This is a genomic window from Deinococcus radiodurans R1 = ATCC 13939 = DSM 20539, assembly GCF_000008565.1.
Classification (GTDB): domain Bacteria; phylum Deinococcota; class Deinococci; order Deinococcales; family Deinococcaceae; genus Deinococcus; species Deinococcus radiodurans.
On the sequence record NC_001263.1, the window covers coordinates 1,830,481 to 1,857,455 of the forward strand.

General features: G+C 65.9%; 27 protein-coding genes and 1 pseudogene. 14 read left to right on the forward strand and 14 right to left on the reverse strand.

Annotated elements, in window-relative coordinates; translation table 11 throughout:
• Positions 1–76: 76 nt before the first annotated feature.
• On the reverse strand, positions 77–454 hold the full coding sequence (locus tag DR_RS09220) for a nuclear transport factor 2 family protein (protein WP_010888438.1): 378 nt from the start codon (positions 452–454) through the stop codon (positions 77–79).
• A gap of 176 nt (positions 455–630) precedes the next feature.
• Between DR_RS09220 and DR_RS09225 the strand changes: the two genes are divergently transcribed.
• Complete coding sequence (locus DR_RS09225) at positions 631–960, forward strand: cupin domain-containing protein (protein WP_027479784.1); 330 nt, start codon at positions 631–633, stop codon at positions 958–960.
• A 48-nt stretch (positions 961–1,008) separates the two neighbouring features.
• Here the strand turns inward: DR_RS09225 and DR_RS09230 are convergent, their stop codons facing one another.
• A complete protein-coding gene (locus DR_RS09230; protein ID WP_010888440.1) occupies positions 1,009–2,007 on the reverse strand; it encodes a hypothetical protein in 999 nt (332 codons plus the stop codon).
• 65 nt (positions 2,008–2,072) lie between these two features.
• Here DR_RS09230 and DR_RS09235 point away from each other — a divergent pair, with 65 nt between their 5' ends.
• The 3 genes from DR_RS09235 (at position 2,073) to DR_RS09245 (ending at position 4,147) form a co-directional block, all read left to right on the forward strand.
• Positions 2,073–2,360, forward strand: coding sequence for a nucleotidyltransferase family protein (locus DR_RS09235; RefSeq protein ID WP_010888441.1), 288 nt, complete (start codon positions 2,073–2,075; stop codon positions 2,358–2,360).
• Positions 2,357–2,761: a HepT-like ribonuclease domain-containing protein gene (locus DR_RS09240; protein WP_010888442.1), complete on the forward strand. Its 405-nt coding sequence runs from the start codon at positions 2,357–2,359 to the stop codon at positions 2,759–2,761. The genes DR_RS09235 and DR_RS09240 overlap by 4 nt, the downstream gene beginning before the upstream one ends.
• 84 nt (positions 2,762–2,845) lie before the next feature.
• Positions 2,846–4,147, forward strand: a complete 1,302-nt coding sequence (locus DR_RS09245) for an anti-phage deoxyguanosine triphosphatase (protein WP_010888443.1) — start codon at positions 2,846–2,848, stop codon at positions 4,145–4,147.
• 50 nt (positions 4,148–4,197) lie between these two features.
• Here DR_RS09245 and gcvP read toward each other — a convergent pair whose 3' ends face one another.
• The 4 genes and pseudogenes from gcvP to gcvT all read right to left on the reverse strand — a co-directional run bounded on the left by gcvP (position 4,198) and on the right by gcvT (position 8,844).
• A complete protein-coding gene (gcvP, locus tag DR_RS09250) occupies positions 4,198–7,047 on the reverse strand; it encodes an aminomethyl-transferring glycine dehydrogenase (RefSeq protein ID WP_010888444.1) in 2,850 nt (949 codons plus the stop codon).
• 38 nt (positions 7,048–7,085) lie between these two features.
• Positions 7,086–7,283 (reverse strand): hypothetical protein, encoded by a 198-nt coding sequence (locus DR_RS09255; protein ID WP_162177649.1) that lies wholly within the window; start codon positions 7,281–7,283, stop codon positions 7,086–7,088.
• Positions 7,284–7,366: 83 nt separating this feature from the next.
• Positions 7,367–7,729, reverse strand: coding sequence for a glycine cleavage system protein GcvH (gene gcvH, locus DR_RS09260; protein ID WP_010888446.1), 363 nt, complete (start codon positions 7,727–7,729; stop codon positions 7,367–7,369).
• Positions 7,730–7,774: 45 nt separating this feature from the next.
• Positions 7,775–8,844, reverse strand: a pseudogene (gcvT, locus tag DR_RS09265) (glycine cleavage system aminomethyltransferase GcvT).
• A gap of 171 nt (positions 8,845–9,015) precedes the next feature.
• Here gcvT and DR_RS09270 point away from each other — a divergent pair.
• Both DR_RS09270 and DR_RS09275 read left to right on the forward strand, forming a co-directional pair.
• Positions 9,016–9,648: a LiaF domain-containing protein gene (locus tag DR_RS09270; protein WP_010888448.1), complete on the forward strand. Its 633-nt coding sequence runs from the start codon at positions 9,016–9,018 to the stop codon at positions 9,646–9,648.
• Positions 9,649–9,842: 194 nt separating this feature from the next.
• Complete coding sequence (locus DR_RS09275) at positions 9,843–10,271, forward strand: 2'-5' RNA ligase family protein (protein ID WP_010888449.1); 429 nt, start codon at positions 9,843–9,845, stop codon at positions 10,269–10,271.
• Here DR_RS09275 and DR_RS09280 read toward each other — a convergent pair.
• Complete coding sequence (locus DR_RS09280; protein ID WP_010888450.1) at positions 10,235–10,804, reverse strand: 5-formyltetrahydrofolate cyclo-ligase; 570 nt, start codon at positions 10,802–10,804, stop codon at positions 10,235–10,237. The two genes, DR_RS09275 and DR_RS09280, sit on opposite strands and share 37 nt — an antisense overlap.
• 1 nt (position 10,805) lies before the next feature.
• A complete protein-coding gene (locus DR_RS09285; RefSeq protein WP_027479787.1) occupies positions 10,806–11,552 on the reverse strand; it encodes a hypothetical protein in 747 nt (248 codons plus the stop codon).
• A gap of 311 nt (positions 11,553–11,863) precedes the next feature.
• On the opposite strand from DR_RS09285, the gene DR_RS09290 reads away from it, so the two are divergent.
• The 7 genes from DR_RS09290 (at position 11,864) to secD (ending at position 18,669) form a co-directional block, all read left to right on the forward strand.
• On the forward strand, positions 11,864–12,949 hold the full coding sequence (locus DR_RS09290) for a 3-deoxy-7-phosphoheptulonate synthase (protein WP_010888452.1): 1,086 nt from the start codon (positions 11,864–11,866) through the stop codon (positions 12,947–12,949).
• Positions 12,950–13,122: 173 nt separating this feature from the next.
• Positions 13,123–13,518 (forward strand): MliC family protein, encoded by a 396-nt coding sequence (locus DR_RS09295; protein WP_010888453.1) that lies wholly within the window; start codon positions 13,123–13,125, stop codon positions 13,516–13,518.
• Between the two features lie 151 nt (positions 13,519–13,669).
• On the forward strand, positions 13,670–13,942 hold the full coding sequence (locus tag DR_RS09300) for a DUF2256 domain-containing protein (RefSeq protein ID WP_081816046.1): 273 nt from the start codon (positions 13,670–13,672) through the stop codon (positions 13,940–13,942).
• Positions 13,939–14,856: a UV DNA damage repair endonuclease UvsE gene (gene uvsE, locus DR_RS09305; RefSeq protein ID WP_034350019.1), complete on the forward strand. Its 918-nt coding sequence runs from the start codon at positions 13,939–13,941 to the stop codon at positions 14,854–14,856. Before DR_RS09300 ends, uvsE begins: the two co-directional genes overlap by 4 nt.
• Before the next feature lie 44 nt (positions 14,857–14,900).
• On the forward strand, positions 14,901–15,824 hold the full coding sequence (locus DR_RS09310; protein ID WP_010888455.1) for a hypothetical protein: 924 nt from the start codon (positions 14,901–14,903) through the stop codon (positions 15,822–15,824).
• A 153-nt stretch (positions 15,825–15,977) separates the two neighbouring features.
• Entirely contained in the window at positions 15,978–16,268 is a 291-nt protein-coding gene (locus tag DR_RS09315) for a hypothetical protein (RefSeq protein WP_227085938.1), read from the forward strand.
• Positions 16,269–16,362: 94 nt separating this feature from the next.
• Positions 16,363–18,669: a protein translocase subunit SecD gene (gene secD / locus DR_RS09320; RefSeq protein WP_010888457.1), complete on the forward strand. Its 2,307-nt coding sequence runs from the start codon at positions 16,363–16,365 to the stop codon at positions 18,667–18,669.
• A 67-nt stretch (positions 18,670–18,736) separates the two neighbouring features.
• Here the strand turns inward: secD and DR_RS09325 are convergent, their stop codons facing one another.
• Entirely contained in the window at positions 18,737–19,582 is an 846-nt protein-coding gene (locus DR_RS09325) for an MBL fold metallo-hydrolase (protein WP_027479789.1), read from the reverse strand.
• Between the two features lie 127 nt (positions 19,583–19,709).
• Between DR_RS09325 and DR_RS09330 the strand changes: the two genes are divergently transcribed.
• Positions 19,710–20,972 carry a glucose-1-phosphate adenylyltransferase family protein gene (locus DR_RS09330; protein ID WP_034350023.1) on the forward strand — a complete coding sequence of 421 codons (1,263 nt, stop codon included), beginning with the start codon at positions 19,710–19,712 and terminating at the stop codon, positions 20,970–20,972.
• 60 nt (positions 20,973–21,032) lie between these two features.
• Here the strand turns inward: DR_RS09330 and secG are convergent, their stop codons facing one another.
• The 5 genes from secG to DR_RS09360 form a co-directional block, all read right to left on the reverse strand.
• Positions 21,033–21,263 carry a preprotein translocase subunit SecG gene (gene secG, locus DR_RS09335; RefSeq protein ID WP_027479791.1) on the reverse strand — a complete coding sequence of 77 codons (231 nt, stop codon included), beginning with the start codon at positions 21,261–21,263 and terminating at the stop codon, positions 21,033–21,035.
• Between the two features lie 323 nt (positions 21,264–21,586).
• Entirely contained in the window at positions 21,587–22,885 is a 1,299-nt protein-coding gene (locus DR_RS09340) for a glutamate-5-semialdehyde dehydrogenase (RefSeq protein ID WP_010888461.1), read from the reverse strand.
• A gap of 224 nt (positions 22,886–23,109) precedes the next feature.
• Positions 23,110–24,201 carry a glutamate 5-kinase gene (proB, locus tag DR_RS09350; protein WP_010888462.1) on the reverse strand — a complete coding sequence of 364 codons (1,092 nt, stop codon included), beginning with the start codon at positions 24,199–24,201 and terminating at the stop codon, positions 23,110–23,112.
• A 37-nt stretch (positions 24,202–24,238) separates the two neighbouring features.
• A complete protein-coding gene (locus DR_RS09355; RefSeq protein ID WP_010888463.1) occupies positions 24,239–25,201 on the reverse strand; it encodes a hypothetical protein in 963 nt (320 codons plus the stop codon).
• A gap of 167 nt (positions 25,202–25,368) precedes the next feature.
• Positions 25,369–26,970, reverse strand: a complete 1,602-nt coding sequence (locus DR_RS09360; protein ID WP_010888464.1) for a HAMP domain-containing protein — start codon at positions 26,968–26,970, stop codon at positions 25,369–25,371.
• Positions 26,971–26,975: the final 5 nt, after the last annotated feature.

Sequence of the window (26,975 nt, forward strand, 5' to 3'; positions counted from 1 at the left end):
CTTTACAAGTCTCCTCTTGGTAGAGGGTCAAACAGTGCGAGGCAATTCTTTTGTCAAATGCTAAAAAGCGGTGTGCTCAGCTCTCAGCGGTCGGCTGCACGAACGACGCGCTGTCGTAGTAGGTGCGGAAGGCTTTGACCTGGTTGCCGTCCACGTCGATCAGGCTCACGCCCCGGTAGCTGATGGGCTGGCCGCCCTTGAGTTCACCCTCGGCGGTCCATTCCATCACACCCAGGCCGCTCTGCTCCTGGCTGTGGGTAAATTCGCTGTGGATGCGCTCGAAGTTGCCCAGGTAAGTCTGCCAGAAGTCGCGGGCGCCGTCCGTGCCCTGCCAGGTCCGGTCGGTCAGGTTGCGCAGCGTCGCGTCGGGCGCGTGGAGGGCCACCAGCGCGTCCACGTTGCCGGTGCTTTCGGCCTGTTGCAGGGCCTGCATAAACTGTTCGGTGGTCGTCATACGGCCTACTGCACCACAGCCGCCCGCCCCCAGAGCGTATGCACGGCTACCCTCTCAGCGGCGAGTGAAGTCTGACTAAAGCCTCGCCCAGCGCCGCGTGCCCGCCGCCGCGCAGCGTGAACCCCGCTGAAGTTCCCCCTCACCCTTCCCCACCCGCGCCCTGCCACGCTCGGCGCATGACCCAAGCCAAGACCTACAAAGTCAGCCGCGATGAAACCCAGCACGGCAAAGACAGCGAACACCACCTGATTGCCGGCTACAACAGCTCCATGCGCCTGTGGCACAACGAGGAGCCGAGCGACACCGCCGACAAAACCCCCCGCAGCCACGAGTACGAAACGCTGGGCTATGTCATCTCCGGGCAGGTGGAGCTGACGGTGGACGGTCAGACCCTCACCCTGAGCGCGGGCGACAGCTACCGCGTGCCCAAAGGCGCCGAGCACGTCTTCCGCGTGACCGAAACCCTGACCGCCGTGGAAGTCACCACGCCCGCCACCAACAAGTAAGCCTTCATTTCTCTGCCCCGGTACCTGCGAGTGCCGGGGGTTTTTACGTCACTTCGCGTTTTTCCGCAGGGCCGTGTCAAAGGGGGCGAGGTCGGCGGGGGCCGTGCGCGCATACCCTGCCGGGAGTTCCACCGCCGCCGCGCCGAGGTCTACGGCTTTTTGCAGCGTGCCCTTCAGGTCGCCGACTTTTGCCAGCGTCGCCGTCTGGAACATCAGCGGGGCGCTGAGGGCTTTCATGCGGGCGTACATCTGCGGGTAGTCCCCGCCCTGCTCGGCCACCCGCAGCGAGTTGTTCGCCAGTACGCACTGCGGCCCCAGGCGGGCGCGGCACTCGTCCATCAGGCGCAGGGTGAAGGCGAGGTCAGGCGTCACCTTGCCCGCGCTGCTCACGCGCTGGTAGGGGTTGAACGACAGGCTCACCCGCGTCCCCTTCCAGGCCCGCGCCGCGTCTATCTGGGCGACCTGACACGCTTCGTCCAGTTTGTCAGTGTAGCCCGCCGCCAGCAGGTCACGAATCCAGGCGCGGTCGGACCCCTGGCGAATCAGCGGCTCGGCGTACACGCTGGTGCAGCCCGCCGTGACCACCTCGCGCAATTCCGGTACGGCGTCATATTTGGCCGCCAACTGCGCGTGCAACTTGGCATAGGCCGCCATGAAGTCGGGCGTCCAGAAGCGCGGCACCGTGCCCGCCGCGCCGCTCTGGGGCGAGGTCACGGCCAGCGGGGGGCCAAAGCGCGCCTTGACCCAATCCGGCGACTCGATGCCCGCCACCACCCGCAGCTTCAGAAACAGGGGGTGCGACGGGTGCGCCCGGTTCCAGGCCCGCGCCGCCGCAATCGCCTGGTCCAGCTCGTTATTCGGTGCAATTTGCCCCGGCTGCGGCTCCAGCTCGGCCCAGGGCACGTTGACCACCCAGCCGCCCATGACTGCTGCGTACGCTGGGTCGGGCATCTTCTGGCGGTCGAGCAGGCCGGAAAGCTGAGGCTTGAGCGCCGCTGCCGGTGCGCTGAGACCGAGCAGGGCCAGCGCCGCGAGAAAAGGCTTCATGGAGACAGAAGAGCGTAGAGACGTGAGATTTACCGATCTACCCGCCCCCGCGCTAGCATGGCGCTATGGACATGCAGGCCCTACGGGGGCACCGACAGGCGATAGACGCCCTGGCCCGGCGTCATGGGGTGGCCGACCTGCGGGTGTTCGGCAGCACGGTCCGGGGCACCGCGAGCCCGCAGAGCGACCTTGACCTGCTGGTGCGGCTGGAAACGGGCCGCAGCCTGCTAGACCGCGCCGCCTTCCGCGCCGACCTGCAAGACCTGCTGGGCCTGCCGGTGGATGTGGTGAACCCCGCCACGCTGCACCCCCTTATCCGGGACCGCATTCAGCGCGAGGCGCAACCGCTTTGAACGCCGGCAAGAATCCCGCCCTGTACCTCGCGCAAATGCTGGACAGCGCCGAGGTCATAGCGGAGTACCTCGGCGGCGACGTACAGAATTACCGGGACAGCCGCCTGATTCGGGACGCCGTTCACCGCAATCTGGAAATCATCGGTGAAGCCGCCAAGCGTTGCCCGGAAGCCACCCGCGCCCAATACCCCGATATTCCCTGGCGCGGCATGGCAGGCCTGCGCGACGTGCTGATTCACGACTATGACGGCACAGACCCCGAAGAAGTGGTGCCGGTGTTGACCGAGCATTTGCCCCGGCTGCGCGAACAGTTGACAGTGGCCCTGAAACGGGAAGCCTTCCTCGCCGTGCTGGACAAAGTGCCCGACGCCCCGCCCCTCCCCGGCGACGAACTCCCGTAACCCCGCCCACGCCAAGCCCCCGCCACCCCCAGAAGGGAGCCGAAGCGGGGGCTTGGGCTTGGCGTTTACAGTACACTCGACCAAATGACAGCAATTGTTGAACCCACTTGGGAAGAAAGGCGTACGCCGGAAGCTGCTCATGAGGATGATGCGCGCAGTCAATACCGTAAAGACTATTCAAGAATCATACACAGTGCAGCTTTGAGGAGATTACAAACTAAGACACAAGTGTTAGGTCTAGGAGACAGCGATTTTTATAGAACCCGCCTGACGCATTCTCTTGAAGTTGCTCAAATAGGTGTAGGTATCTTATTAGAAATTCAAAGAAGGTTCGCGGGCTCAAACATTGAAAAGTATTTACCAGACGAGAGACTTCTAGAAGCTATATGTCTCTCTCATGACTACGGTCATCCTCCTTTCGGCCACGGAGGAGAACGTGCACTAAACTTTGCCATGCGTGAGTATGGAGGATTTGAAGGCAACGCTCAGACGTTTAGGATACTTTCCAAACTAGAAAAATACTCACAGAATTCTGGATTGAATCCAACACGTCGAACGCTACTAGGAGTTCTAAAGTATCCTACTACCTATTCCAATTCCATGACAAACGACTTTAGGAGAGGTACAGATATTGATAAGTATCCTGATGCCGAACTTAAACCACCAAAATGTATATATGATTGCGATCTAGACGTCTTAGACTGGGTGCTCAAAATTTTTTGCTCAGAGGATGTCACAGAATTTAAGAAGTTAGATTATAAGTGTAAACCCTTACATAAATCCTTGGATTGTAGCCTTATGGAGACCGCAGATGATATAGCATATACAGTACATGATTTGGAAGACTGTATAAAACTTAAGCTTATCAATCGCGAGATGTGGGATGCGTATATAAAGTCCGCAGATTATTCAGAGGCTACACGACTTGAGATAGAAAAATGGAATCAAAGAATATTCTCTAAAGAGGGCAATTTAGTTAAACAGGGCATAAGCAATATGGTCTACTTTTTTATACATTCGGTTATTCAATATGAGCACGAAGAACTTAGCCATCCTATTCTTAAGTACGGGTTCAAGTTAGGGGAAGAGGCAGCACGCCTTAGAAGCGCCATTCAAAAAATCATAACTAATGAAGTGATCAAGACCCATCGCGTTAGGGTTCTTGAGAGCAAAGGTCAGAGAATGATTTTTTCTATATTTGGAGAACTTGTTAGAGATCCTGAATCCTTTTTACCCAGGGAAACACTTGATAAGTACAACAAAGCCACCGGAAACCTTAGAATGCGAGTTATATGTGATTATGTTTCGGGCATGACAGACGAGTATGCTACTAAGACTTACCAGAGGTTTTTTACACCCAAATTTGGATCTGTATTTGATGTTTAAAAGAGGCAGCCCCCACCCCCGGAGGCTGCCCCTTTCCTTATTTCCTTATCTCAAGCGCCGATGTAATCCTCAATCGGCGGGCAGGAGCACACAAAGTTTCTATCGCCGTACACGTTGTCCACGCGGTTCACGGCGGGCCAGTACTTCCACGCCTTCTGCGCGGCACTGGGGAAGGCGCCCGTTTCGCGGCTGTAGGCGCGGGTCCACTCGCTGTCCATCAGGTCTTTCAGCGTGTGCGGCGCGTGCTTCAGCGGGCTGTCGGCGGCGCTGATGGTGCCGTCCTGCACGTCCTGAATCTCGCGGCGGATGTTCAGCATGGCGTCCACAAAACGGTCGAGTTCGGCTTTCGGCTCGGACTCGGTGGGCTCGATCATCAGGGTGCCGGGCACCGGGAAGGACATGGTGGGCGCGTGGAAGCCGTAGTCCATCAGGCGCTTGGCGATGTCTTCCTCGCTGACGCCGCTCTCCTGCTTGAGCGGGCGAATGTCGAGGATGCACTCGTGCGCGACCCGGCCCCCCTTGCCGCTGTAGAGCACCGGGAAGGCGCCGGAGAGCCGCTTGGCAATGTAGTTGGCATTCAGCAGCGCGACCTGGGTGCTCTGGCGCAGGCCAGCGGCGCCCAGCAGCTTGATGTAGAGGTACGAGATGGGCAGGATGCTGGCGCTGCCATACGGTGCGGCGCTCACGGCTCCGGTGTGGCTGTCGCTGGTGGGCGCAACGGCGTGGTTGGGCAGGAAGGGCGCGAGGTGGGCCTTCACGCCAATCGGCCCCATGCCCGGCCCGCCGCCGCCGTGCGGAATGGCGAAGGTCTTGTGGAGGTTGAGGTGGCTCACGTCGCCGCCGATCAGCCCCGGCTTGGCGACCCCGACCATCGCGTTCATGTTGGCGCCGTCGAGGTACACCTGCCCGCCATGCTGGTGAATCAGGTCGCACACGTCCCGCACGTTCTCCTCGTACACCCCGTGCGTGGAGGGGTAGGTAATCATCAGCGCGGCGAGGTGGTCGCTGTGCGCCTCGGCCTGCGCCTTGAGGTCGTCGAAGTCGATGTTGCCCTGTTCGTCGGTCTTGACCACCACGACCTGCATCCCCATCATGGCGGCGCTGGCGGGGTTGGTGCCGTGCGCGGAGGCGGGAATCAGGCAGATGTTGCGGTGGGCCTCGCCGCGAGCCTCGTGGTACTTGCGGATGACCAGCAGGCCCGCGTACTCGCCCTGTGCCCCGGAGTTGGGCTGCATGGACACGGCGTCGTAGCCGGTGATGTCGGCCAGCCAGCGCTCCAACTCGGCTAGCATCTCAGCGTAGCCCTGCGTCTGCGACTCGGGCGCGAAGGGGTGAAGGCCGCCGAACTCGGGCCACGTCACCGGAATCATCTCGGTGGTGGCGTTGAGCTTCATGGTGCAGCTGCCCAGCGGAATCATGCCGTGCGTAAGGCTGTAGTCCTTGTTTTCGAGCTGTTTGAGGTAACGCAACATGCCGTGCTCGGAGTGGTGCGTGTTGAAGACCGGGTGGGTCAGGAAGTCCGACTGGCGCTTGAGCGGGGCGGGGATGCCGTCAACGGCTTCGGCATCTAGCTTCTGCACGTCCACTCCCTTGCCCGTCACCACTTCGATGATGTCCGCGAGGTCCTGCGGGGTGACGGTTTCGTCCAGGCTGATCCCCACCTTGCCGCCGTCAAGGCGGAAGTTGATGCCCTTCGCCTCGGCGCGGGCCCCCAGGTCGTCCTGCCCCTCAAAGGTCAGGGTGTCGAAGAAAGTTTCGTTGGCCTTGATGCCGGCGTCTTGCAGTGCCTTCGCCAGAATGCCGGTCAGCCTATGCACGCGCTCGGCAATGGTCTTAATCCCTTCCGGCCCGTGCCACACGGCGTAGGCGGCGGCCATGTTCGCCAGCAGCGCCTGCGCGGTGCAGATGTTGGAGGTGGCCTTCTCGCGGCGGATGTGCTGCTCGCGGGTCTGCATCGCCATTCGCAGGGCGGTGTTGCCGCGCACGTCCTTGCTCACGCCGATCACGCGGCCCGGCATGGAACGCTCGAAGCCCTTCTGACAGGCCAGGAATGCCGCGTGCGGCCCGCCGAAGCCCATCGGCACGCCGAAGCGCTGAGCGCTGCCCACCACGATGTCGGCGCCTTGCTCACCGGGAGGGGTCAGCAGGGCGCAGGCCAGCAGGTCGGTGGCGACAATCAGGGCGGCGCCCTGGGTGTGGGCCTTCTCGGCAATCGGCGCGAGGTTCAGCACTTCGCCGTGGGTGCCGGGATACTGCACCAGCGCCCCGAAAGCTCCCTCGGGGATGGCGTCCGCGCTTCCCGTCTGCACCTCGAACCCGAAGTACTCGGCGCGGGTCTTCACCACATCCATCGTCTGCGGATGCACGTTGTCGGCCACGAAAAAGACGTTGCTGCCCTTGTTCTTGCTCTGGCGCTTGGCCAGAGTCATCGCTTCGGCGGCGGCGGTGGCCTCGTCCAGCAGCGAGGCGTTGCTGACTGGCATACCCGTCATGTCCTGGACGGTCTGCTGAAAGTTGAGCAGCATTTCCAGCCGCCCCTGCGAAATCTCGGCCTGATAGGGCGTGTAGGCGGTGTACCAGCCGGGATTTTCCAGCATGTTGCGCAGAATGACCGGCGGAACGTCCGTGCCGGCGTACCCCATGCCGATGTAGGAGCGGAACACCTTGTTCTTCTGCGCCACGGCCTTCAGCTCGGCCAGTGCCTGCGCCTCGGTCATGCCGGGGCCGGTGTGCAGTTCGCCGTCGAATTGAATGGCGGCGGGCAGCGTGGTCTGGGTCAGCTCGTCCAGGCTGGAGACGCCCAGCACGCCCAGCATCTCGGCCTGCTCAGCCTCGCTGGGGCCGATGTGCCGGCGGGTGAAGTCGTTGGTCTGGAGGAGATCAGAGAGGGATTTGGTCATTTGGGGTAGCTCCTAGTCAAATTGGCAGGAAAGGGCTTTTATCCTTTGAAAAGTGCTTTCTGCACAGCTTCAATCCAATCTGCCGATACGGCAGGGTCAAACGGCTCACCTTGAGTGTCAAGCTGCAAATCACCAAGCAAACTGCCCACATCTTCAGATTGAGTTCGCTCGTAATATGCTTCCAGAAAAGCAAACATGGCGCGGTATGCATCCTGCACTGAGAGCAATTCAGACATAGCGCATTTCAATCCCGAAAGCAGTTGAGCCATAAGCCCTGGCCCGAGCAGGCACAAAGCTCATGGCTCATAGCAGGGCTTACTCAGTTCGCCTGCGCCTCATACGCCGCCGCGTCCAGCAGGTCGCCTTCCTCGGTCACGTCGAGCTTGAACAGCCAGCCGCCTTCGTAGGGGCTTTCGTTGACCTTTTCGGGGCTGCCGCTCAGTTCGTCGTTGACGGCGGTAATCGTGCCGCTGGCCGGGGCGTAGATGTCGCTGGCGGTCTTGACCGATTCCACGACGGCGACGGCTTCGCCGGCCTTCACTTCGCGGCCCACTTCGGGCAGTTCGACGTACACCACGTCGCCGAGCTGCTCCTGCGCGTGGTCGGAGATGCCCACGGTGCCGTCTTGGGTGAGCCATTCGTGGGAGGCGGCGTATTTGCGGTCGGTGGGGGTGGTGGTCATGTCAGCTTCTCCTTGAAGGGGCGGGGGCGTGAAAACAGCCTCAGCTTAGGGCTTGTAAAAAGGAATTTCTGTACGGCTCGCCGGGTGGTCCTTGCCGCGCACTTCGACCTCAAAAGCGTCGGCTGCGGCGGCGTCCGGGTTCACCAGCGCCACGCAATCGGGTGGCCGAGGGTGGGGCTGGTCGTGCCGGAGGTGACGCGCCCGACGACCTCGCCGCCCACCTTGACCGGGTAACCTTCGCGCACCGGCACCTTGTCGAGCTTGAGGCCGATGAGTTTCTGAGTAGGCGCGGCCTGCAACCCTGCGCGTCCGTGGTGTTCCTTGTCCTTGACGACCCAGCTGTAGTGGCTGCTCAGCGGGTGAATGTCGTCGCCGAACTCGTGGCCGTACAGCGGAAAACCCGCCTCCAGCCGCAGCGTGTCGCGGGCGCCGAGGCCGGCGGGAGTGATGCCGAGGGCCAGCAGCTCGTCCCACAGGGCTTCGGCCTGCGCCGCGTCCACAAAGACCTCGAAGCCGTCTTCCCCGGTGTACCCAGTGCGGGCCAGGCGCACGTCGTGACCGAACAGTTTGGCGGCGAAGTAGGCGTTTTTCTTCTTGGCGCTCAGATCCACGTCGGTGTGCGGTTGCAGCAGCGCGGCGGCCTGCGGCCCCTGCACGGCGAGCAGCGCCCAATTGTCGGACTCGTTGGCGAGCTGCACGTCGTAACCAGCAGTCAGCGCGTTCAGATGCGCCCAGTCCTTGTCGATGTTGCCCGCGTTGACCACCATCAGGTACTCGTCCGGGGCGGCCATATAGATGTAGATGTCGTCCACCAGCCCGCCGCGCTCGTTGGGCAGCCAGTTGTACTGAGCGCGTCCGGGCCGCAGTTTGCTCACGTCGTTAGGGGTGACGTGTTGCAGGAACTTCAGCGCGTCCGGCCCCGTGACGCGAAATTCGCCCATGTGGGACACGTCGAACACGCCCGCGTTCTTGCGCACGGCCTCGTGTTCGGCTTTCACTCCGGCGTACTGCACCGGCATGTCCCACCCGCCGAACGGCACCATTCGGGCGCCGGCTTTCTGGTGGGCGGCATGCAGCGGCGTTCGCCTCAGCGGCGTGGCGTCTGGTTGAGTCACAGGGAAACTGTAAGCGACCGGCGGGGCGCACGTCCGGGCAGTATGGACGGAAACTTTCGGGGGCTTGGCCGCATACTGAAGCTGAGGCGGGCCTTTTGTCGCCGGAGCCTCCCTCCTGTCCGATAGCCCTTCTGCGGCCAGCCCTGAGCCGGCGCTTCTCGGAGGTTTCCGATGAAGACCGTACCCTTGTTTTTGCTGCCCCTGACGCTCTCGTCCCTGGCCACGGCCCAGACCTATCAGTCGGTGAACATCACCCTCAAGCAGTCGACGGGTCAGCTGCGGGTGGCGCCCAGTACAGCCACGACCCCCACTTTGGGCGTCAAAACACCGACGGTGAAAGCGGGGGTGGCTTACGTGAGCGCCAGCCACGAAACCGGCGACTGGGCCGTCGGCCTGAGTCCCCGCCTGCCGCTGGCTCTGTCCATCCGGCAGGACACGGGCAGCATGGACCTGAACCTCAGGGGCCTGCCGCTGACCGCGCTGAACCTGATGGGCACGACCAGCGATATTCAGCTGGTGCTGCCCTCGCGGAGCCTGACGGCCAACATCACGCAGGACACGGGCAGCCTGAATCTCTATCTGCCCGCCGACACTGGGTTACAGGTGGTCATTCAGAATTTCGGTACCGGCTCCCTGGTCGTGGAGGGTCAGGAAGTGGCCTCGGGGATAGCCCTGACGGGCACGTACAAGACCGCCAACTACGACAGTGCCCGCAACAGGATTACGCTGAATCTCAAAATGACGACTGGAGACGTGAAGGTCTTCAAACCCGGCGCCCCCGCGCCTCGGCTCAATACGAAATAGGCCAGTTCGGTGAAGCGGCGAGGGGCCGAGGGGCATGCACTCAGTCGGTTTGCACGGCCCCCCGCTCGTTCCAACACGCTGCTCTAGGCTGCGGCGGTGACCCCCTCTTTGCTGCTGGCCCTGCTCCCCCCGCCCGAACTGAGCGAACGCCTCCTGAGGTTCCGCGACGGGCATGGCGTCCGGGACGCGGCAGCGTGCCGCACATCACGGTCAAGGCCCGCAGTGGGCTGGGTGAGACGGTGAGTGAAGTGGCGCGGGCGGTGGCCGAGAGACAGTCTCCCGTGCGGGTGGAGGTCGGCGGCCCGCGCCTTTTTCCCAACGGCTCGGCGCTGTATTTAGCGGTGCGGAGCCCGGAGGCGGTGCGACTGCATCTGGCCCTGCTGGACGTCCTCCAACCAGCACGGCGCTTCGGCTACGAGGGCCCGCAGATGACGCCGCACCTGACGCTGGCCCTCGCCCGGCGCGGGATAGCTTTGCCAGAGCTGCTGGCCGACGCTCAGAAAGAATTTGCCGACCTGGCGCGTGAGTCCTTTGTGTTTACCGCCCATACTCTCACGCTAATGGGGAAGCCGAGGCCAGGCGGGGTTTACGCGCCGGTGGAAGCGTTCCCGTTGCAGGGCTGAACTCCCCGCTCCGTCGCCACCCAGCCCACCCGCACGTCGTGCGCCTCACCGGGCAGTTCAGGCAGCAGCAAGGCGGACCACACCACGCCGACGAGCAGGCCCGCATACCCCAGCAGCAGGCGGTCATAAAAGCCGCCGCCGTAGCCGAGGCGAGTACCGTGCCTGTCAAAGGCGAGGCCCGGCAGCAGCACGGCGTCCACGCTGCCGAGCGGCAGTTGCGGCGCGGTGGTGGGCGGTTGCAAGTACCCGGCGCGGCTGACCTCGGTGGCGGTGGCGTAGGGATGCAGGGTGAGATGCCGCTCAGGCCTGAAACGGGTGCGGGTGGTCAGCAGCTCAAAGTCGGCTTGCAGGGCTGACACGTCCGGCTCGCCCGGCAGCGCGTGGTAAGCAAGCACCCGACGGGCACCCTGCGCGTGCAGAAAATCTCGCAACGCCTCCACTACCGCTGCCGAGGCGTCCGGCTGCTCCCGGCGCACGGCGAAGGCCCACTCGCGCCACTCGGCTTTGGGGGCGCCGGGAAAGGGCCGCGTCATCTCAGCGGCGGCGGCCCGTGACGAACCACGCGGCGGCGGCGGCGAGGAAGCCTACGCCCACGTAGCTCCAGAGGTTGGGGCCACGGTTTTGCTGCACGACCACCGGAGTGTTGCCGGGCGCGCCGCCGGGGTTGACGTTGTTCACCACCACGTCCGGCCCGTCGAGGGCGTCGGCGACGCTGCTCACGGCGGTGAAAATCAGCGCGTATTTCAGGATGTCGTAGCCGATGCCGTGCTGGCGGTAGTAGCTCTGCGGGTAGGGGTAGTAGCGGCCCGGCTCCAACTGGTAGCGGTACTGGCTGCTCGGGGTGGCGCTGTAGGTGATGGCATTGCGCGGCACCCCGGCGGGCAGCTTGACACTCTTCCAGTTGTTGAGCTGCGTGGGTTTGACCTGGGCGGCGGCGGCGCGGTTGGCCGCGTTGTTCGCCACCGTGCGGTTGCTCGGCAGGGTGCTGCGCTGCGTGGTGCTGGGCGTGCGGGTGGTGCCGGACCCGGCGGGCGGCGCGGTGCGCGGGCGGGTGTAGGTGCTGCCCGAGGACGAGTTGGCGGGCGGCGTATATCGGGGCGTGGACGGCGTGCGGTAGGTAGGCGTGCTGGGGGAACGGTAAGACGGCGAGCGGTACGACCCACCATAAGACCCGCCCGAGCTGCGGCTGCCGCCAAACCCCCCACCGCTGCGGCGGCCCGCATCGGCCAGGCCACTGCCGAGGGCCAGGCCCGTTAGAAGAAAGACGAGAGCGCGTTTCATCACTCCAACAGTACGCAGCGAGGCAGGCAAAAGTTCCGCTTCCCCCGCGAGGACAGGTCAACAGTCAAGGGGGGATGAACACGACCTAGACGCCTCCCCCTCTCCCCTGCCCGCCGGGTCTACACTCCGGGCATGACGGTTCAGCGCGCGCCCCTGTGCCCCCACTGCGGCGAGTTCGGCTTTTATTGGTTCGGTTCCCACCGGGCCTAGCCTCGCGCTGTTTTTCCCCGCCCGGTGACGCCCCGCAAAGGCTCGCCGGGTTTTTCTTTTTTCCCCAGCTAAATAACCCAGATAAAAAAGGACGTGTTCCCATGACCCAGCCCCCCGCCCCCTCTACCACCGAAAACCTCAACGTGACCGGCTTCACGCCGCTGATGACCCCGCGTGAACTCAAGGCCGAGGTGCCGCTGACCGACGCTGCCGAGCGCACCGTGCTCGCCGGACGCCGGGCGGCGCAGGCCATCCTGAGCGGCGAGGACGACCGCCTACTGGTGGTTGTCGGGCCGTGCAGCATTCACGACCAGGCGCAAGCGCTGGAGTACGCCGGGCGGCTCGCGGCGCTGCGTGAGCGGGTGAAAGACCGGCTGGAAGTGCAGATGCGCGTCTACGTGGACAAACCGCGCACGACGGTGGGCTGGCGCGGCTACCTGCTCGACCCCGACATGGACGGCAGCAACGACATGGGCAAGGGCGTGCGCCGCACCCGCGAGCTGATGGTGGCGGTGAGCGAACTCGGGCTGCCGGTGGCGACCGAACTGCTTGACCCCTTCGCGCCGCAGTACCTCTTCGACGCCGTAGCCTGGGCCTGCCTGGGCGCGCGCACCGCCGAGTCGCAGACCCACCGGGTAATGGCGAGCGCCGTCAGTGCCCCGATGGGCTTCAAGAACGGCACCGGCGGCGGTATCAAGCTCGCGGTGGACGCGGTGGTGGCCGCCAGTCACCCGCACGCTTTTTTCACCATTGACGAAGATGGGCGCGCCGCGATTGTCCACACCAAGGGCAACGCGCACGGGCACGTCATTTTGCGCGGCGGGCGTGCCGGCCCCAACTACGCCCCGCAGTTCGTGCAGGAAGCAGCAGACCTGCTGCGCGCGGCGGGCCGCGAAGAAGCCGTCATGGTGGACTGCTCGCACGCCAACTCGGGGTCGGACTGGACCCGGCAGCGCTTGGTGTGGCGCGACGTGCTGGGCCAGCGCCTCGCCGGACAGCGCGCCATCCGGGGCGCCATGCTGGAGAGCAACCTGCAAGCCGGCAAACAGAGCCTGCCTGCCGACCTCACGCAGCTCAAGCCCGGCGTGAGCGTCACCGACGCCTGCGTGGGCTGGGACGAAACCGAGGCCCTGCTGCTGGAGGCCCACGAACAGCTCAGTGGCCGCGCGGCACTGGCGACCTGCTGAGCGCATAAAGCACTTGACGTAATCAAAGACCCCTCACCCCTGCCTTTGGCAGGCCCTCTCCCCTTGGTAGAGGGTCAAAGAGCGCAAGGCCATTCTTTTGTCAAATGCTCTAAGAGCGGAAGCCGTTAACAACCCATCAGCCTGCTGTCATCTGGCGGGCCTAGCCTTGGGCCATGCGTTCAACGACTCTGTTCGCCCTTCCCCTCGCCCTTTTCGCCACCGCCTTTGCCGGGGGCGCCGGTCAGCCGCAGGCCGCGCCGCTCAAGCTCTCGCAGGAGGCCCACGTCTACCAGTGCCAGGGCGGTCAGCAGGTGCAGGTGTCCTACGTGAGCACCGGGCACGCCAACGAAAACAGCCCGCTGTTCGCGGTTTTGAAGTACCAGGGCCAGCGCTACGGCCTCGCCGAAGCCGTGTCGGCCAGCGGCTCGCGCTACGTCGGGCACGCCGGGCTGAACACCGCCAGCGGCCTGGAATGGTGGGAACACCAGGGCGAAGCGACCCTCAGCACCTTCCGGGGCGACGACGCCCGCGCAACCAGCACGCTGCTCAAGTGCAAATTCGTGCGCTGAAGCGTTCCCATTTCAGCCCCGTCTTCTGTTAGAGGCGGGGCTTTTTGCTGCCACTCCTACGGATTCCGCTCCATTGCGCCACAGTCGGAACCCCACCGCCTGCGGCTCCACACCGCAGAACCCGTCGTTTTTCCTTCTCGCCGTCGCTCGGATGGATTCAGAACGGCACCGAATCCATCGGAACCTCCTCAGAGTAAGCCCCCGCACAGCCCCCCGCCTCCCGACGCGGCAGACTGCGCGGGTGGCAAACCGTGAGAAATCTTCCCCTGCAAAGAGGCCCGGCGGCGGGCGGCCCCCCAGCGAGCGGCCCAGCAAAATCTGCGCGCGCTGCGGCCTGCCCTTTTCTTGGCGTAAGAAATGGGAGCGCGACTGGGACAACGTGCGCTACTGCTCGGAGCGCTGCCGCCGGGGAGGAACGGCATGACCTCGGCCTGTGAAGCCGTGCCGCAGCTCGGGCTGGTGTGCCTGACGGTGGGGCCGGAGGTGCGCTTCCGCACGGTCACGCTCAGCCGCTACCGTGCGCTCTCGCCTGCCGAGCGCGAAGCCAAGCTGCTCGACCTGTATTCGAGCAACATCAAGACCTTGCGGGGGGCCGCCGACTACTGCGCGGCGCACGACATCCGGCTCTACCGACTGAGTTCGAGCCTTTTTCCCATGCTCGACCTCGCGGGCGACGACACCGGGGCCGCTGTGCTCACGCATCTAGCGCCGCAACTGCTGGAGGCCGGGCATGCGTTCACCGACGCGGGCGTGCGGCTGCTGATGCACCCCGAGCAATTCATCGTGCTCAATTCCGACCGGCCCGAGGTGCGCGAGTCGAGCGTGCGGGCCATGAGTGCCCACGCCCGCGTGATGGACGGGCTGGGGCTGGCGCGCACGCCCTGGAATCTGCTGCTGCTCCACGGCGGCAAGGGCGGGCGCGGCGCTGAGTTGGCGGCCCTGATTCCCGACCTGCCCGACCCAGTACGGCTGCGGCTGGGTCTGGAAAACGACGAGCGGGCATACAGCCCCGCCGAGCTGCTGCCCATCTGCGAGGCGACCGGCACGCCGCTGGTCTTCGACGCGCACCACCACGTCGTCCACGACAAGCTTCCCGACCAGGAAGACCCCAGCGTGCGCGAGTGGGTGCTGCGCGCGCGGGCGACGTGGCAGCCCCCGGAGTGGCAGGTTGTCCACCTCAGCAACGGCATCGAGGGGCCGCAGGACCGCCGCCACTCGCACCTGATTGCCGATTTTCCGAGTGCCTACGCCGACGTGCCCTGGATCGAAGTCGAGGCGAAGGGCAAGGAAGAAGCGATTGCGGCGCTGCGGCTGATGGCGCCGTTCAAGAAAGACTGAACGCGGGCGCGGAAAGAGCGGGCAACGTACCCTTAGGCTGAAGCATGAAACGACTTCTGATGACGGGGTTTCTGACGACTGGGCTGCTCGCCGCGTTCGGAACGGCGGGCGCGGCGGGGATTCTGGGCCAGGGCGTGAGCGCGGCCACCGTCACGCAGTCGGCGTTTTGCCAGAAGTACGGCTGCGACGAGCCGTTCGTCCGGGGGCGCGAGTGGCAGTTTCCGTACAACAGCACCCAGACCCTCGTCATCTTGCGCGAGTCGAATGAAGCCGGGAGCCGGGCGGTCAGCGTGCAGCTGTGGGTCCGCAAAGAGGGGCTGAACACCGCCAGCGACCAACAGGCTTTTCAGGACGTGCAGCGCCTCGCTCTGGGCTACGTCCCCTACACCGGCAAGGTCGAGGGCTGCTACGCCGCGAGCACGACGAAAACCCTGGTGACGGCCCCCGACGAGCGCACGGCGGGGGTCAGCTGCGACCTGTGGCCGTCGGTGGTGATTTTCGAGGTCACGGCGGACCCGGCGTACCTCGCCCGCACCGCGCCGAGCCAGACCAACCTGAACAGCGGCCCCACCAAGCTCAACCAGTGGGATTTCCGTAACTGCAAGGCGGGCGGCGCGTCGTTCGGCTGCCTGCCCACCGGCAAGGCGGCCCGCTGCGACCTCGTCATTACGACCAAGGGCGAGCAGTCGCAGGTGGTGCGCGCCGAATTTCAGTACGAAATCGAGTATGTCCAGAACGGTCAGGCTGTCAAGAAGTTGCTGCCGGACAAGGAATACTGGTGGCCGGGCCGTCAGCAGGGTGCGCTCGACCCCCGCGTGAGCCAGCAGGGCCGGACCATCACCGCGAACGTGAGCCTCGCGGTCAGGGACCAACCGGGCCGGCGCGTGACCAGCCTGAACACCATCGCCCGTCTGACCTTCGCCAACGGCGCGGTGAAGACGGCCTACGAACCGCTGCTGGTGCGCTAGCGCCTTCTCACGCTCCACACCGCCGCACCGCAAATCCCGTCAGCCGCGCTCTGATAAGCTGACATGCTTGTGAAGCCCCCTCGCCGCGCCCCCCGCCCTGCCCCGCTTCGGTGGCCGGGACCGTTGGGGCGTTTCTGGCGTCTGGGGGTCACTTTGCCCGGTCTGGCCGCGCTGCTTTCGGCGCTGGCGGTGTGGCTGGGCGCTCCGGCCCCGGCGCACGAGGTGCCGCCCCGCCTGACGGCCAGCAACCTCACGCCGCCAATGCCCGAGCTGCGCCCCGCGCCGCAACCCGCGCCGGGGGTGCCGCTGCCCGCCGCGCCGCCGCCCGAAGTGCCCTGGCTGCGGCTGAGCGTGCCGGACGTGCCCAGGTTGGAAAGCGGCTGGACAGCGCCCATCTTCGCGCCGGACCTCGCGACGCTGGGGCGCTGGCAGCTCGAGGGCTGAGGGCTTTTCACTGAGCTCTTTTCGCTGAGCTCTTTTCGCTGAGCCCGCCCCTCTTTCAGACGCCCCCTTTTCGGATTCTTTCGGAGAACGAGTCATGACCTACGGCAGCAAACAAGTTCGCAAGACGAGCGGCAGCAACCGCCGCCCCCCTCCCCCACGCCGCAGCGGCGGGGTCAGCCGGCCCAACCCCTGGACCGCGCTGCTGCTGCTGCTCACCCTGCTCGGCAGCCTGCTCTACATCTGGCGGCCCTGGGAACACAAAAACGATCCCTGGTCGCTGTGGAACGACCAGTACCAGTTCATGACGCTGGGCCTCGACCTCAAGGGCGGCCTGCGCATCGAGCTCGCCCCCGAGTCGGGCACCGCCACCCGCGACGAACTCGACCGGGTGAAGACCGTCATCGAAAACCGCATCAACGCGCTGGGGGTCGCCGAGCCCACCGTGACCGTCTCGGGCGGCAAGCGCGTGGTGGTCGAGATTCCGGGCGCCACGCCCGCCGTGCAGGACCGCGCCCGCAGCATCATTCAGCAGACCGCGCGGCTGGAATTCCGCATCGTCAACTCGGACGCCAAGCCCGACCCGGCGGTGCGTGAGAAGAACCCGCGCAGCAGCGGCTACACGCTCGCGCAGCTCGGGCCGGTCGTGGCGACCGGGGAAACCATCGCCGACGCGACCTCGGGCACCGACCAGCGCTCCGGGCAGTGGGTCGTCAACTTCAAGACCACCGACGCGGGCGCCAAGACCTTCGGCGACTTTACCGGCAAGAACGTCAACCGCCTGATGGCCGTGGTGCTCGACGACCAGATTCAGTCGGTCGCCACCATCAACCAGCGCCTGTTCCGCGACATCCAGATCAGCGGTAACTTCACGCCCGAGGAAGCCAGCCAGCTCGCGCTGGTGCTCAAGTCCGGCGCCCTGCCCATCAAGATCGTGACCGCCGCCGAGCGGTCCATCGGGCCGTCGCTGGGGGCCGACGCCATCCGCAGCGGCGCGATTGCCGCGCTGGTCGGGATTGGGCTGGTGTTCGTGATGCTCTTCGCGTACTACGGTCTGTGGTTCGGGCTGGTCGGCGCGCTCGGCCTGCTGTTTTCGAGCATCATCATCCTGGGCATTCTGGGCGGCTTCGGCGCCACGCTGACGCTGCCGGGCATCGCGGGTCTGGTGCTCACCATCGGCGCTGCTGTTGACGGCAACGTGATTTCCTTTGAGCGCATCAAGGAAGAACTCGCGCGCGGCAAGGGCATCAAGAACGCCATCGGTGCCGGGTACGAGCACTCCACCGCCGCCATTCTGGACGTGAACGCCTCGCACCTGCTCTCGGCGCTCGCGCTCTACAACTACTCCACTGGGGCCGTGAAGGGCTTCGCCGTCACCCTGATTATCGGCGTGATCGCCTCCACCTTTTCCAACCTGGTGTTCGCCAAGTGGTTCATGCAGTGGCTCGCGCAGCGTCGGCCCAACATGAGCGCCCCGCAGTGGATCAAGCACACCCACTTCGACTTCATGAAGCCCGCCAAGGTCATCACCACCCTGTCGGTGCTGCTTGCCCTCGCGGGCGCGGCGCTCGTCGCCACCCGGGGCCTGAACTACGGCGTGGACTTCGCGCCCGGCACCACCCTCACCGCCCGCGTGGACCGGCAGGTGACCACCGAGCAGCTCCGCAACAGCGTGATCGGGGCGGGTGTGTCCAAAGTCACCGGCCAGAGCGCCACCATTCAGCGTGACACCACGCCGGGACAGCAGGGCCAGAACTTCACCGTCAAGGTGCCTGAGCTGAACGACGCCGAGGTCAAGCAAATCGGCGCCGCCATCGGCAAGCTGCCGCAGGGGCAGGTGCTCGCCAGCGAAACGGTGGGGCCGGCGGTGGGCAAGGAACTGACGCAAAAGACCATCTACGCCGTGCTGCTCGGCCTGGGCCTGATTCTGGTCTATGTCGGCTTCCGCTTCGACTTCATCATGGGTCTGGGCAGCATCATCGCCGCTATTCACGACGTGGCGATTGCCATGGGCCTCTTCTCACTGCTGGGACTGGAATTCACCGTGGCCTCGGTGGCCGCGCTGCTGACCCTGATCGGCTACTCGCTCAACGACTCGATTATCGTTTCGGACCGTATCCGCGAGAACATGAAGACCATGCGCGGCCACAGCTACCGCGAAATCGTCAACGCCGCCATCAACCAGACGCTCTCGCGCACCGTCATGACCTCGGTCAGCACCATGCTGCCGCTGATCAGCCTGCTGATTTTCGGTGGCCCGGTGCTGCGCGACTTCAGCTTGATTCTGCTCGTCGGCATCCTCGTCGGCACCTACTCCTCGATCTACATCGTCGCGCCGCTCGTCGTGTATTTCGAAGAATGGCGGGACAAGAACCGCGCCGCGAAGCCGGTGACGAACAGCTGAGAACCAGTGAGTAAAAGAATCCCCGCCGATGGACAGGCGGGGGTTTCTTTTGCTTTTAGTCAGTTGGTCAGTCCTCGGCAGCCTTCAACTCAAACCCCCGCTTCGTTTCGTGCAGCGTCGCAAACGCCACTTTCGGGTCGTGCGGCGTGCAGATGACGGCGCCTTCCCCGAACCACTGCGGCAGGTACTTTTTGCGCTGCTCCAGGCAGGTGACGGGGTACAGGTCGTAGCCCATGACGTAGGGATAGGGTGCGTGGGCGGTGGTGGGCACGAGGTCGGCGACGTACACCAGCGTCTGCCCGCCCGAGCGCAGCACCACGCCCTGCTGCCCGAGGTTGTGGCCCGGCAGCGGCAGCACGCTCAGGCCTGGCAGCAGCTCGGTTTCGCCGTCTACGAGATCGAAGAGGCCGGCTTCGTGAATGGGCATGAAGGTGTCGGCGATGTAGCTCGCCCGGCTGCGTTCGTGAGTGTGCAGGGCGTCGTGCCACTCCTGCTTTTGCACCACGTAGCGGGCGTTGGGAAAGGTCGGCTCGCCGGTCAGGCCAGTGTTGCGCCCGCAGTGGTCGAAGTGGAGGTGGGTGTTGATGACGAGGTCAATGTCGTCGGGCTCCACCCCCACGTCGCGCAGACCCCGAAAAAACGTTTCGTCGCGTTCGAGCGCGTACATCTGCTCGAACTTCTCGCCGCCCCGGTCCCACATGCCGGTTTCCACCAGCACGTTCTTGCCGCCGAGCCGAATCAGCAGAGGGTTGATGCGCAATTGAATGCGGTTTTCCTCGTCCGGAGGTGCCACTTTTTCCCACAGCACGCGGGGAATGGTGCCGAACATCGCGCCGCCGTCGAGCCGGAAGTTGCCGTCGGTGAGCGAGAACACCTCGGCCTCGCCAATCTGCCGCCGTTTGAGCCAGGTCATGAGGGCCACTTTACCGCGCTGCGGAGCGTGAGCCAAACGAACGTTTGTTCTGGTCATGCCGAACCCTAATGCTCTGCCCGGCGCGGCTCACCTGAGCGGGGCGGGGGCTGCGCAGACTGGCAGTCCGATGAAGACCCGGATTGCTGGCAAAACCATTCTCGCCATCGTGCTGGCCGGGGGGCGCGGCAGCCGCCTCTCGCCGCTGACCGACGAGCGGGCCAAACCGGCGGTGCCGTTTCTGGGCACCTACCGCCTGATCGATTTCACCCTTTCCAACCTCGTTCACAGCGGCATCAACGACGTGTGGGTCATCGAGCAGTACCTGCCGCACGGCCTGAACGACCACCTCTCGGGCGGGCGCCCCTGGGACCTCGACCGCACACGCGGCGGGCTGGTGGTGATGCCGCCCTTCGCGAGCGCCGAGAACGAGGAAGGCGAGTTCGCGCAGGGCAACGCGCACGCCCTGGCGCAGCACGCGCACCTCATCCGCGAGTTCGGCGCCGACTTGGTGCTGGTCCTGAGCGCCGACCATGTGTACCGCCTAGACTACTCGGACGTGATCCGGCAGCATGTGGAGCGCGGCGCGAGCGTGACGATGGTCACGACGGAGCTGGCAGACGAACAGCAGGCCACCCGCTTCGGCAACGTCCGTGCGGCGAAGAATGGCAAGGTCAGCGAGTTCGCCTACAAACCCGACGAGCCGCTCGGCAAGACCGTAACCGCCGAAGTCTTCGTGTACGACGCGCACATCATGCTTTCCACGCTGGAAGCCCTGTCAAAAGAGGGCGAGCTGGGCGACTACGGCGAGGAGCTGCTGCCCGCGCTGGTGGCCCGTGGTGACGCCCACGCCTTTCCCATGCACGGTTACTGGATGGACGTGGGCACGCTGGACGCTTACTTGCAAACCCACCGCGATTTTCTGGACGGCAAAGGCTTTGCGCTCGACGACCCGCAGTGGCCCTTCATCACTTCCAGCATCAGCCGCCCGCCGACCCGGATCGAGAAGACCGCCCGGCTGGACGAGGCGTTGGTCTGCGGCGGCGCGGTGATCGCCGGGGAAGTCGTGCGGAGCCTGATTGCCCCGAACGCGGTGGTGGAAGCGGGCGCCGTGGTCCGCGACTCGGTGGTGCAGCCGGGTGCCGTGATTCGCGCCGGGGCACAGGTGAGCCGCGCGGTGGTGGACCAGGACGCCGAAGTCGGCCCGGGCTCGCGCGTGGGCGGACAGACCGGCAACAGCCGCCCCACCGTGGTCGGCGCCCATGCCCACCTGGGTCCCGGCGTGCAGGTCGGCCCCGGTCAGGTGGTGGCCCCGCGCACCCGCGTGAAGGCAGGCGAGGAGGGGCAGAAGGTGCAGGAGCTGGACGCGGACGACAAGGCGGGGAAAAAGTAGAGCCACAGAAAAAAGCACCGGCCAGGAATCCCCCAGCCGGTGCCCTGTCCCTGACGCGGCTCAGCGCGAGACGAACACGATCAGAAAGGCGAGCAGCATAAACAGCCCGCCCAGGACGGCGGTGGTGCGGACCAGGCCGCCTTCCACCCCGCGCCCGCCGAGCAGCGAGCCGCCCGACGCCATGCTAGCCGAGAGGCCCGCCTGCTTGGGCACTTGCAGCAGCACGAAAAACACCAGGCCGACGCAGATGGCAGCGAACAGAATCAGAAAGATGGTCAGAATGGGGGTCATAGGGAAAACCTCTGGAAGAACGTGGAATCGGGGCAAGGCGCCGCGCACGGCGTAACGGCTCAGTTTAGCGGGCCCGGAGTGAGGCGGGATGAGGGGGCCAGTTCCCGCAGCGCCGCTTGGAGCGCATCTGGCATCGAAAGACCCCTCACCCCTCGCTCTGCGAGGCCCTCTCCCCCTGGTAGAGGGTCAAGAGCGCCCCATCTCTTGCTTGCTCTAAAGCATTTGACAGAAAAAGACACCCTCACCCCCTCGCTGCGGCGCAGCTCTCTGAGTCCCATCAAGGTAAAGGGTCAAAATCACACCGCATCATTTTGTCAAATGCTTTAGTCTCGCACCTGTCCCTCGCCGCGCACCACCCATTTGCTCGTCGTCAGTTCGCGCAGGCCCATCGGTCCCCGGGCGTGCAGCTTCTGAGTGCTGATGGCGACCTCGGCCCCCAGACCGAGCTGACCGCCGTCGTTGAAGCGCGGGCTGACATTGACCATCACGGCGGCGCTGTCCACGTCCTGCACGAAGCGCTCAGCCTGCGCCGGGTCGCGGGTCAGAATCACGTCGGTGTGCCCGCCACGCTCGGCGATGAAGTCGAGCGCCTCGTCCAGTCCCGACACGGTGCGGAGGCTGGCGACAAGCGCGAGAAACTCGGTGCCGTAGTCGCCGAGCTGCGCCGAGGTCACGTTCAGGCCCGCTCCCGCCAGGGCCGCTTGCGCCTCGGCGTCGGCCCGCACTTCCACGCCGCTCTCCAGCAGCGGGCGCACCACGTCGGGCAGCGCGGCGAGGGCAGCGCGGTCAATGAGCAGCGTGTCCAGCGCGTTGCAGGCGCTCGGTTTCTGGGTCTTGGCGTTGCGGATGAGGGCGGCGGCGATCTGCACGTCCTGTGGAGTCTGAACGAACGAGCCGTCGAGGTAGATGTGAACCACCCCTATACCACCCACGATGACCGGCACCGTCGCATTTTCCACGCAGAAGCGATGCAGCCCCGCGCCGCCACGCGGGATGATGGCGTCCACCGACTCGTCGAGCCGCAGCAGCTCCAGCATCCGGGCACGGTCGGGGTCGCGGATGACCTGCACGGCGTCGGCGGGAAGGCCCTCGCGGTTCAAAGCGGCGTGAATGGCGTCTTCCAGCGCGGCGTTGGAGTTCACCGTCTCCTTGCCGCCGCGCAGAATGGCCGCATTGCCCGACATCAGCGCGAGCGCCGCCACGTCCACCGTCACGTTGGGGCGGCTCTCGTAGATCACGCCGAGCACGCCGAGCGGCACCCGGCGCTGCGAGACGCGAATGCCGCTCGGCAGGGTCTTTTCGTCGGTCTGCTCGCCCACCGGGTCGGGCAGCGCGGCCACCGCCTCCACGTCGCGGGCGATGGCGGCAAGGGCGCCCGCGCTCAGCCGCAACCGGTCCACCAGGGGCGCGGGCAACCCGGCGGCCTCGGCGGCCTGCACGTCCTGCGCGTTGGCGGCGAGAATCCCGGCTTCCCGCGCCCGCAGCTCGGCGGCAAGGGCGCGGAGCGCCTGCACCTTGCGCCCGGTGGGCAGCGACCGCAGCACGCGGGCGGCGCGGCGGGCCCGCTCGCCCATGTCCTGAACAGTGGCCTGAACACCCGGGAGAGAATCGGTCTGGGTCATCTGCCGAGTGTAGGGGGTGCGCGGCGGCGGCGGGCGCGGCGGGATAGATGGTGGGTGCTAGAGCATTTGACAAAAAGATGGCACAGCTTTTTGTCGAGGGGACTGGGACAGTTCGCAGAGAGCGAGTACAAAACACTGAGCAGGACGGACTTGCAAAGCTGCGAAGCAGAGAATGAAGTGGGTGGCGGTGCTGTTCCGACGCACGCGTAATTCGGAGAACTGCTCTAGAGCAGCACCAGGTCGTCACGGTGCACCGCCTCTTCACCGTAGGTGTACCCCAGCAGCGCCTCGATCTCACGGGAATGGTGGCCACACACCCGGCGCAGGTCGTCGGCCCGGTAGCGGGTCAGGCCGCGCCCGAGTTCCTGGCCGTCGGGGGCGAGCAGGCGCACGGTGTGGCCGCGCTCGAAGTCGCCCTCCACCTGCCGGATGCCCGCCGGAAGCAGGCTGCTGCCGCGCTCGCGCACCGCCTGCGCCGCGCCGCCGTCGAGGAGCAGCCGCCCGTGCGCGATTTCGGCCAGAATCCAGCGCTTGCGGGCCTCCAAACGGGTGCCGTGCGCCAGAAAGCGGGTGCCGAGCGCCTCGCCGTCCACCACCCGGCGCAGGGCCTCGGGCAAGTCGCCGGGGGCGATGACGACGGGGGTGCCGGCGCGCGTGGCAATTTCGGCGGCCTGAATCTTGGTGTGCATTCCGCCGGTGCCCCGGTGGCTTCCCGCGCCGCCCGCCAGTGCCCAGATATCGGGGGTCACGCGCTCCACCACCGGAATCAGGGTGGCGTCCGGGTGAGTGCGCGGGTCGGCGGTGTAGAGGCCCGGCGCGTCGGTCAGGATCAGCAGCAGGTCGGCCTCCACCAGATTGGCGACGAAGGCCGAGAGGGTGTCGTTGTCGCCCACCTTGATCTGCTCCACCGCCACGGTGTCGTTCTCGTTGATAACCGGCAGCACGCCCCGGCTGAGGCAGCCCTCCAGGGTGGTGCGGGCGTTGAGGTAGCGGGTGCGTTCGCGGAAGTCGTCGGCGGTGAGGAGCAACTGGGCCGAGCGCAGGCCATACAGCTCGGCCAGCGACGTATAGAGGTGCATCAACTGCACCTGCCCCACCGCCGCGAGCAGTTGCTTTTCGGCGAGGGTGCGCTCGCGCGGCGGAAACCCGAGCGCTTCCCAGCCCGCCGTGACCGCGCCGCTGCTGACCAGCACGACCTCGTGCCCCTGCGCCGACACGGCGGCGATGTCGCGCATCAGGTCTACCAGCCGGGGCCGGTGCAGGCGGTCGGTGCCTGCGGTCAGAACACTGGTGCCGAGCTTGAGGACAACGCGCATGGCCGACATGCTAGCGGGCCACTGGCCTCAGCGCGGGTTACTCGTCTTCCCCGTCCCCGGTGCTCCCGCCCACGCAAGCAAACGGCGCGTCCAGGTTCTTGGCGACCATCACGCCGTCGTCGTCGTAGAGATGCACCACCGGCACCAGCGTCAGGTCGTCCGGCGCGTTCCGCAACAGCGAGCCGCGCGCCGTCAGGTCCAGACGCTCGAAGGTGCGCGGAGCGAGCACGTTCTCGCTGCCGGGCAGGAGCGAGCCGCACTTCCCGTCGTTGCGGGCGAAGGTGAACTGGCCCGAAATCGAGTAGCCCCGAGGCGCGCCGCTCAGGCTCACGCTGGGGCGCAATCCGCCGGCTTCGGGGGTCAGAGTTGCCGACACGGTGACGTCGGGCAGTGGGGTGCCCAGGTCGCCCTGCCCGCTGCACACCCGCACCTGCGCCTGTACCGGGGCAAGGAAGCGGGCGCTGCTGGGCGCCACCCGGTTGGCAAACGTCACGCGGACCTGCGTTTCGGCGCAGTAGGGCCGGGTGCCGAGGTCACCGGGGTCGGGCGCGCTGCCGGTGAGCACCTCGAACAGGTCGGAGCCAAAGAAATCGTCAGGCCGCAGGGAATCTCCCGCCTGGTTGCTGCCCCGCACGCTGCCGTCCGGGTTCAGGAGCGTCACCCTCGCCTCGCCCTCGGCGGCCTGCAACACCGTCGAAGTCACGGTGACCTGCCCCACCCCACTGAAGCGCCGGGCCCCGCTGCGCAGCTTGGCAATGTCGAGTTGCACCCGCACTTCCCCGACCCGTTTGCCGTTTTTCTGAACGACAGGCAGCCTCACGAGCTTGCGAGCGTACAGGCGGTCGGACGGAGCTTCGGGCAGCGCCTGCGCGAAAAGCACCGCCGAAACCTGCGGCTGAGACAGAGTGGCCGCAGGAGTAGCGGGCGCAGGCAGCCGGCCACACGAAGCGAGCAGGAGGGCACCGAAAAGCAGAGCAGGCAGGGTGGACGAACGGGACATGCGGGCTCCTTGAGGTGAGGGGACAGTGAGGGGAGGCAAAGAAAGTGAAAAAACTAACAGATTGTAGAAGGGAGCCTGCCGGATTTGCAACGATGCCCCGCCCGCTGAACTGAAAAACCCCCGGCAGTGGACCGGGGGAAGGAAAACATTATTGAGATGGCGGAACTTTACGTGCGCTTGCGGCGGCGCAGGCGGTCCATCGCGGCTTCCAGACTCAGGCGCATACGTTCGAGGGCCTGGGCGAGGTCGCCGATTTCGTCGTTGCGCTCCATGCGGACCGGGCGGGTCAGGTCACCGAGCGAGATGGCGTCGGCCACCTCCACCAGCCGTTCGAGCGGCCCCACGATCTGCCGGGCGGCGCGGGCAGCGAAGGCCAGCGCGAGCAGCAGCCCCAGCAGGGTGGTCAGCAGCACCAGCCCCAGCGTGCTGCGCAGGTTGGCGGCGGCCTGGGTCCCGGCGAGGCCCACCGTGACGCGGCGGACCACCGGGGCCGAGTTCTCCTGTCCCGCCGCCACGGCCCGTAGGGTGCCCGCCCCCTCGCGCACGATGCTCACACGGCTCACGGTGTAGTCCTGCTTACCGACCCGCAGGCGAGCTGCCGGGCGGTTCCCCGCGCCCCAGGCTGCCAGCCGGGTGTTGAGCGCGGAGAGGTCGGTGGTGGCCGACGCACGCAGCGTGGTGCCGCCGCCGGGTGTCTCCACCCGCACGAAGCCCACGTTGGGGTCGCGGACGACGGTGCTGAGCTGCTCACCCTGGGCCGCCGCGCTCGCCGGCAGGGTGGTGCCGATGACCGCCGCGAGCGTCTGGGCACTGCTCTGCACCAGCCGCTGCTCCAGCCGGGGCAGCGCCAGCAGCAGCAGCCCCAGGGTCAGCAGGCCCGACAGCCCCAGCGGCAGCAGCGTGCCGAGGCGGATCTGCTGGGCCAGGCTGCGGCGCGGCTGCCCGCTGGTGACCGCCTCGTCGCTCACATCGGTCAGGAATTCGGTCGTCTGACGCGGCGCCGTGCTCGCCGGGCGCGAGGTCTGCAAGGTGTCGGCTTCCGGCAGCGACAACGACCCGGTGAAGTCGGCCCAGTCGTCGTTGCCTGCGGCGTCGCCCACCGCCGTCATCTTGCGGGGGTCCGGGGTGCGGCCCAGAGCGGGTGACGTGGCCTCCTCTCCATTCCGTGCGGGCGCTGCCGAGCGGGCCCAATCGGGCAGGGGGTCGAGATCGGCGTCGGTCACGTCGAGCGCGGGCGCCGGGACAACCTGCGACGCCGCTCCATTCAGTCCTGCCACGTCCAGTCCTGACAGGTCCGGCACCTCCGGCACCATCTGCCCTGCCCCTGCCCGCTCTGTCTCGGAGATGGCCTGCTCGGACGCGGTCAGAAAACCGGGGGTCGCCCCGATGACGGTGGTTGCAGACGCGGGGGCCGCGAACAGGTCGGCGAAGAGGTCGCTGCTGGGCGTAAAAGGGTCGCTGACACCGGGGGCAAAGGGGTCGAGCGACGCGGCAGGTTGCTCGGCGGGCAGCGGAGTGGCCACCGGAGCCGCCGTGTCCTGGGCGGTGCGGACCTCTTCGAGCGAGACCTGGGCGCCCACCGACTCGAAGACCTGCACCAGCAGTTCGGCGCGGGCCTGCGAGGTCGGTTTCATCAGGCGGCCCGAGCGCCGGGCGGCGAGGCGCTGGGCCTGCTCGGCGTTCAGGCCGAAGCGGCTGACGAGCTGCTCCTCAAGCTGCGGGCGAATCTCCTCGGGAACGGGTTGGCGAATCAGAACCGTGTACTTCATGTGGC

What these genes read in the sequence shown, in the direction of transcription:
- DR_RS09220 (WP_010888438.1), bottom strand. Translation starts at nt 454, where the DNA reads ATGACGACCACCGAACAGTTTATGCAGGCCCTGCAACAGGCCGAAAGC.
- DR_RS09225 (WP_027479784.1), top strand. Translation starts at nt 631, where the DNA reads ATGACCCAAGCCAAGACCTACAAAGTCAGCCGCGATGAAACCCAGCAC.
- DR_RS09230 (WP_010888440.1), bottom strand. Translation starts at nt 2,007, where the DNA reads ATGAAGCCTTTTCTCGCGGCGCTGGCCCTGCTCGGTCTCAGCGCACCG.
- DR_RS09235 (WP_010888441.1), top strand. Translation starts at nt 2,073, where the DNA reads ATGGACATGCAGGCCCTACGGGGGCACCGACAGGCGATAGACGCCCTG.
- DR_RS09245 (WP_010888443.1), top strand. Translation starts at nt 2,846, where the DNA reads ATGACAGCAATTGTTGAACCCACTTGGGAAGAAAGGCGTACGCCGGAA.
- gcvP (WP_010888444.1), bottom strand. Translation starts at nt 7,047, where the DNA reads ATGACCAAATCCCTCTCTGATCTCCTCCAGACCAACGACTTCACCCGC.
- DR_RS09255 (WP_162177649.1), bottom strand. Translation starts at nt 7,283, where the DNA reads ATGTCTGAATTGCTCTCAGTGCAGGATGCATACCGCGCCATGTTTGCT.
- gcvH (WP_010888446.1), bottom strand. Translation starts at nt 7,729, where the DNA reads ATGACCACCACCCCCACCGACCGCAAATACGCCGCCTCCCACGAATGG.
- DR_RS09270 (WP_010888448.1), top strand. Translation starts at nt 9,016, where the DNA reads ATGAAGACCGTACCCTTGTTTTTGCTGCCCCTGACGCTCTCGTCCCTG.
- DR_RS09280 (WP_010888450.1), bottom strand. Translation starts at nt 10,804, where the DNA reads ATGACGCGGCCCTTTCCCGGCGCCCCCAAAGCCGAGTGGCGCGAGTGG.
- DR_RS09285 (WP_027479787.1), bottom strand. Translation starts at nt 11,552, where the DNA reads ATGAAACGCGCTCTCGTCTTTCTTCTAACGGGCCTGGCCCTCGGCAGT.
- DR_RS09290 (WP_010888452.1), top strand. Translation starts at nt 11,864, where the DNA reads ATGACCCAGCCCCCCGCCCCCTCTACCACCGAAAACCTCAACGTGACC.
- DR_RS09295 (WP_010888453.1), top strand. Translation starts at nt 13,123, where the DNA reads ATGCGTTCAACGACTCTGTTCGCCCTTCCCCTCGCCCTTTTCGCCACC.
- DR_RS09300 (WP_081816046.1), top strand. Translation starts at nt 13,670, where the DNA reads ATGGATTCAGAACGGCACCGAATCCATCGGAACCTCCTCAGAGTAAGC.
- uvsE (WP_034350019.1), top strand. Translation starts at nt 13,939, where the DNA reads ATGACCTCGGCCTGTGAAGCCGTGCCGCAGCTCGGGCTGGTGTGCCTG.
- DR_RS09310 (WP_010888455.1), top strand. Translation starts at nt 14,901, where the DNA reads ATGAAACGACTTCTGATGACGGGGTTTCTGACGACTGGGCTGCTCGCC.
- secD (WP_010888457.1), top strand. Translation starts at nt 16,363, where the DNA reads ATGACCTACGGCAGCAAACAAGTTCGCAAGACGAGCGGCAGCAACCGC.
- DR_RS09325 (WP_027479789.1), bottom strand. Translation starts at nt 19,582, where the DNA reads ATGACCTGGCTCAAACGGCGGCAGATTGGCGAGGCCGAGGTGTTCTCG.
- DR_RS09330 (WP_034350023.1), top strand. Translation starts at nt 19,710, where the DNA reads ATGAAGACCCGGATTGCTGGCAAAACCATTCTCGCCATCGTGCTGGCC.
- secG (WP_027479791.1), bottom strand. Translation starts at nt 21,263, where the DNA reads ATGACCCCCATTCTGACCATCTTTCTGATTCTGTTCGCTGCCATCTGC.
- DR_RS09340 (WP_010888461.1), bottom strand. Translation starts at nt 22,885, where the DNA reads ATGACCCAGACCGATTCTCTCCCGGGTGTTCAGGCCACTGTTCAGGAC.
- proB (WP_010888462.1), bottom strand. Translation starts at nt 24,201, where the DNA reads ATGCGCGTTGTCCTCAAGCTCGGCACCAGTGTTCTGACCGCAGGCACC.
- DR_RS09355 (WP_010888463.1), bottom strand. Translation starts at nt 25,201, where the DNA reads ATGTCCCGTTCGTCCACCCTGCCTGCTCTGCTTTTCGGTGCCCTCCTG.
- DR_RS09360 (WP_010888464.1), bottom strand. Translation starts at nt 26,970, where the DNA reads ATGAAGTACACGGTTCTGATTCGCCAACCCGTTCCCGAGGAGATTCGC.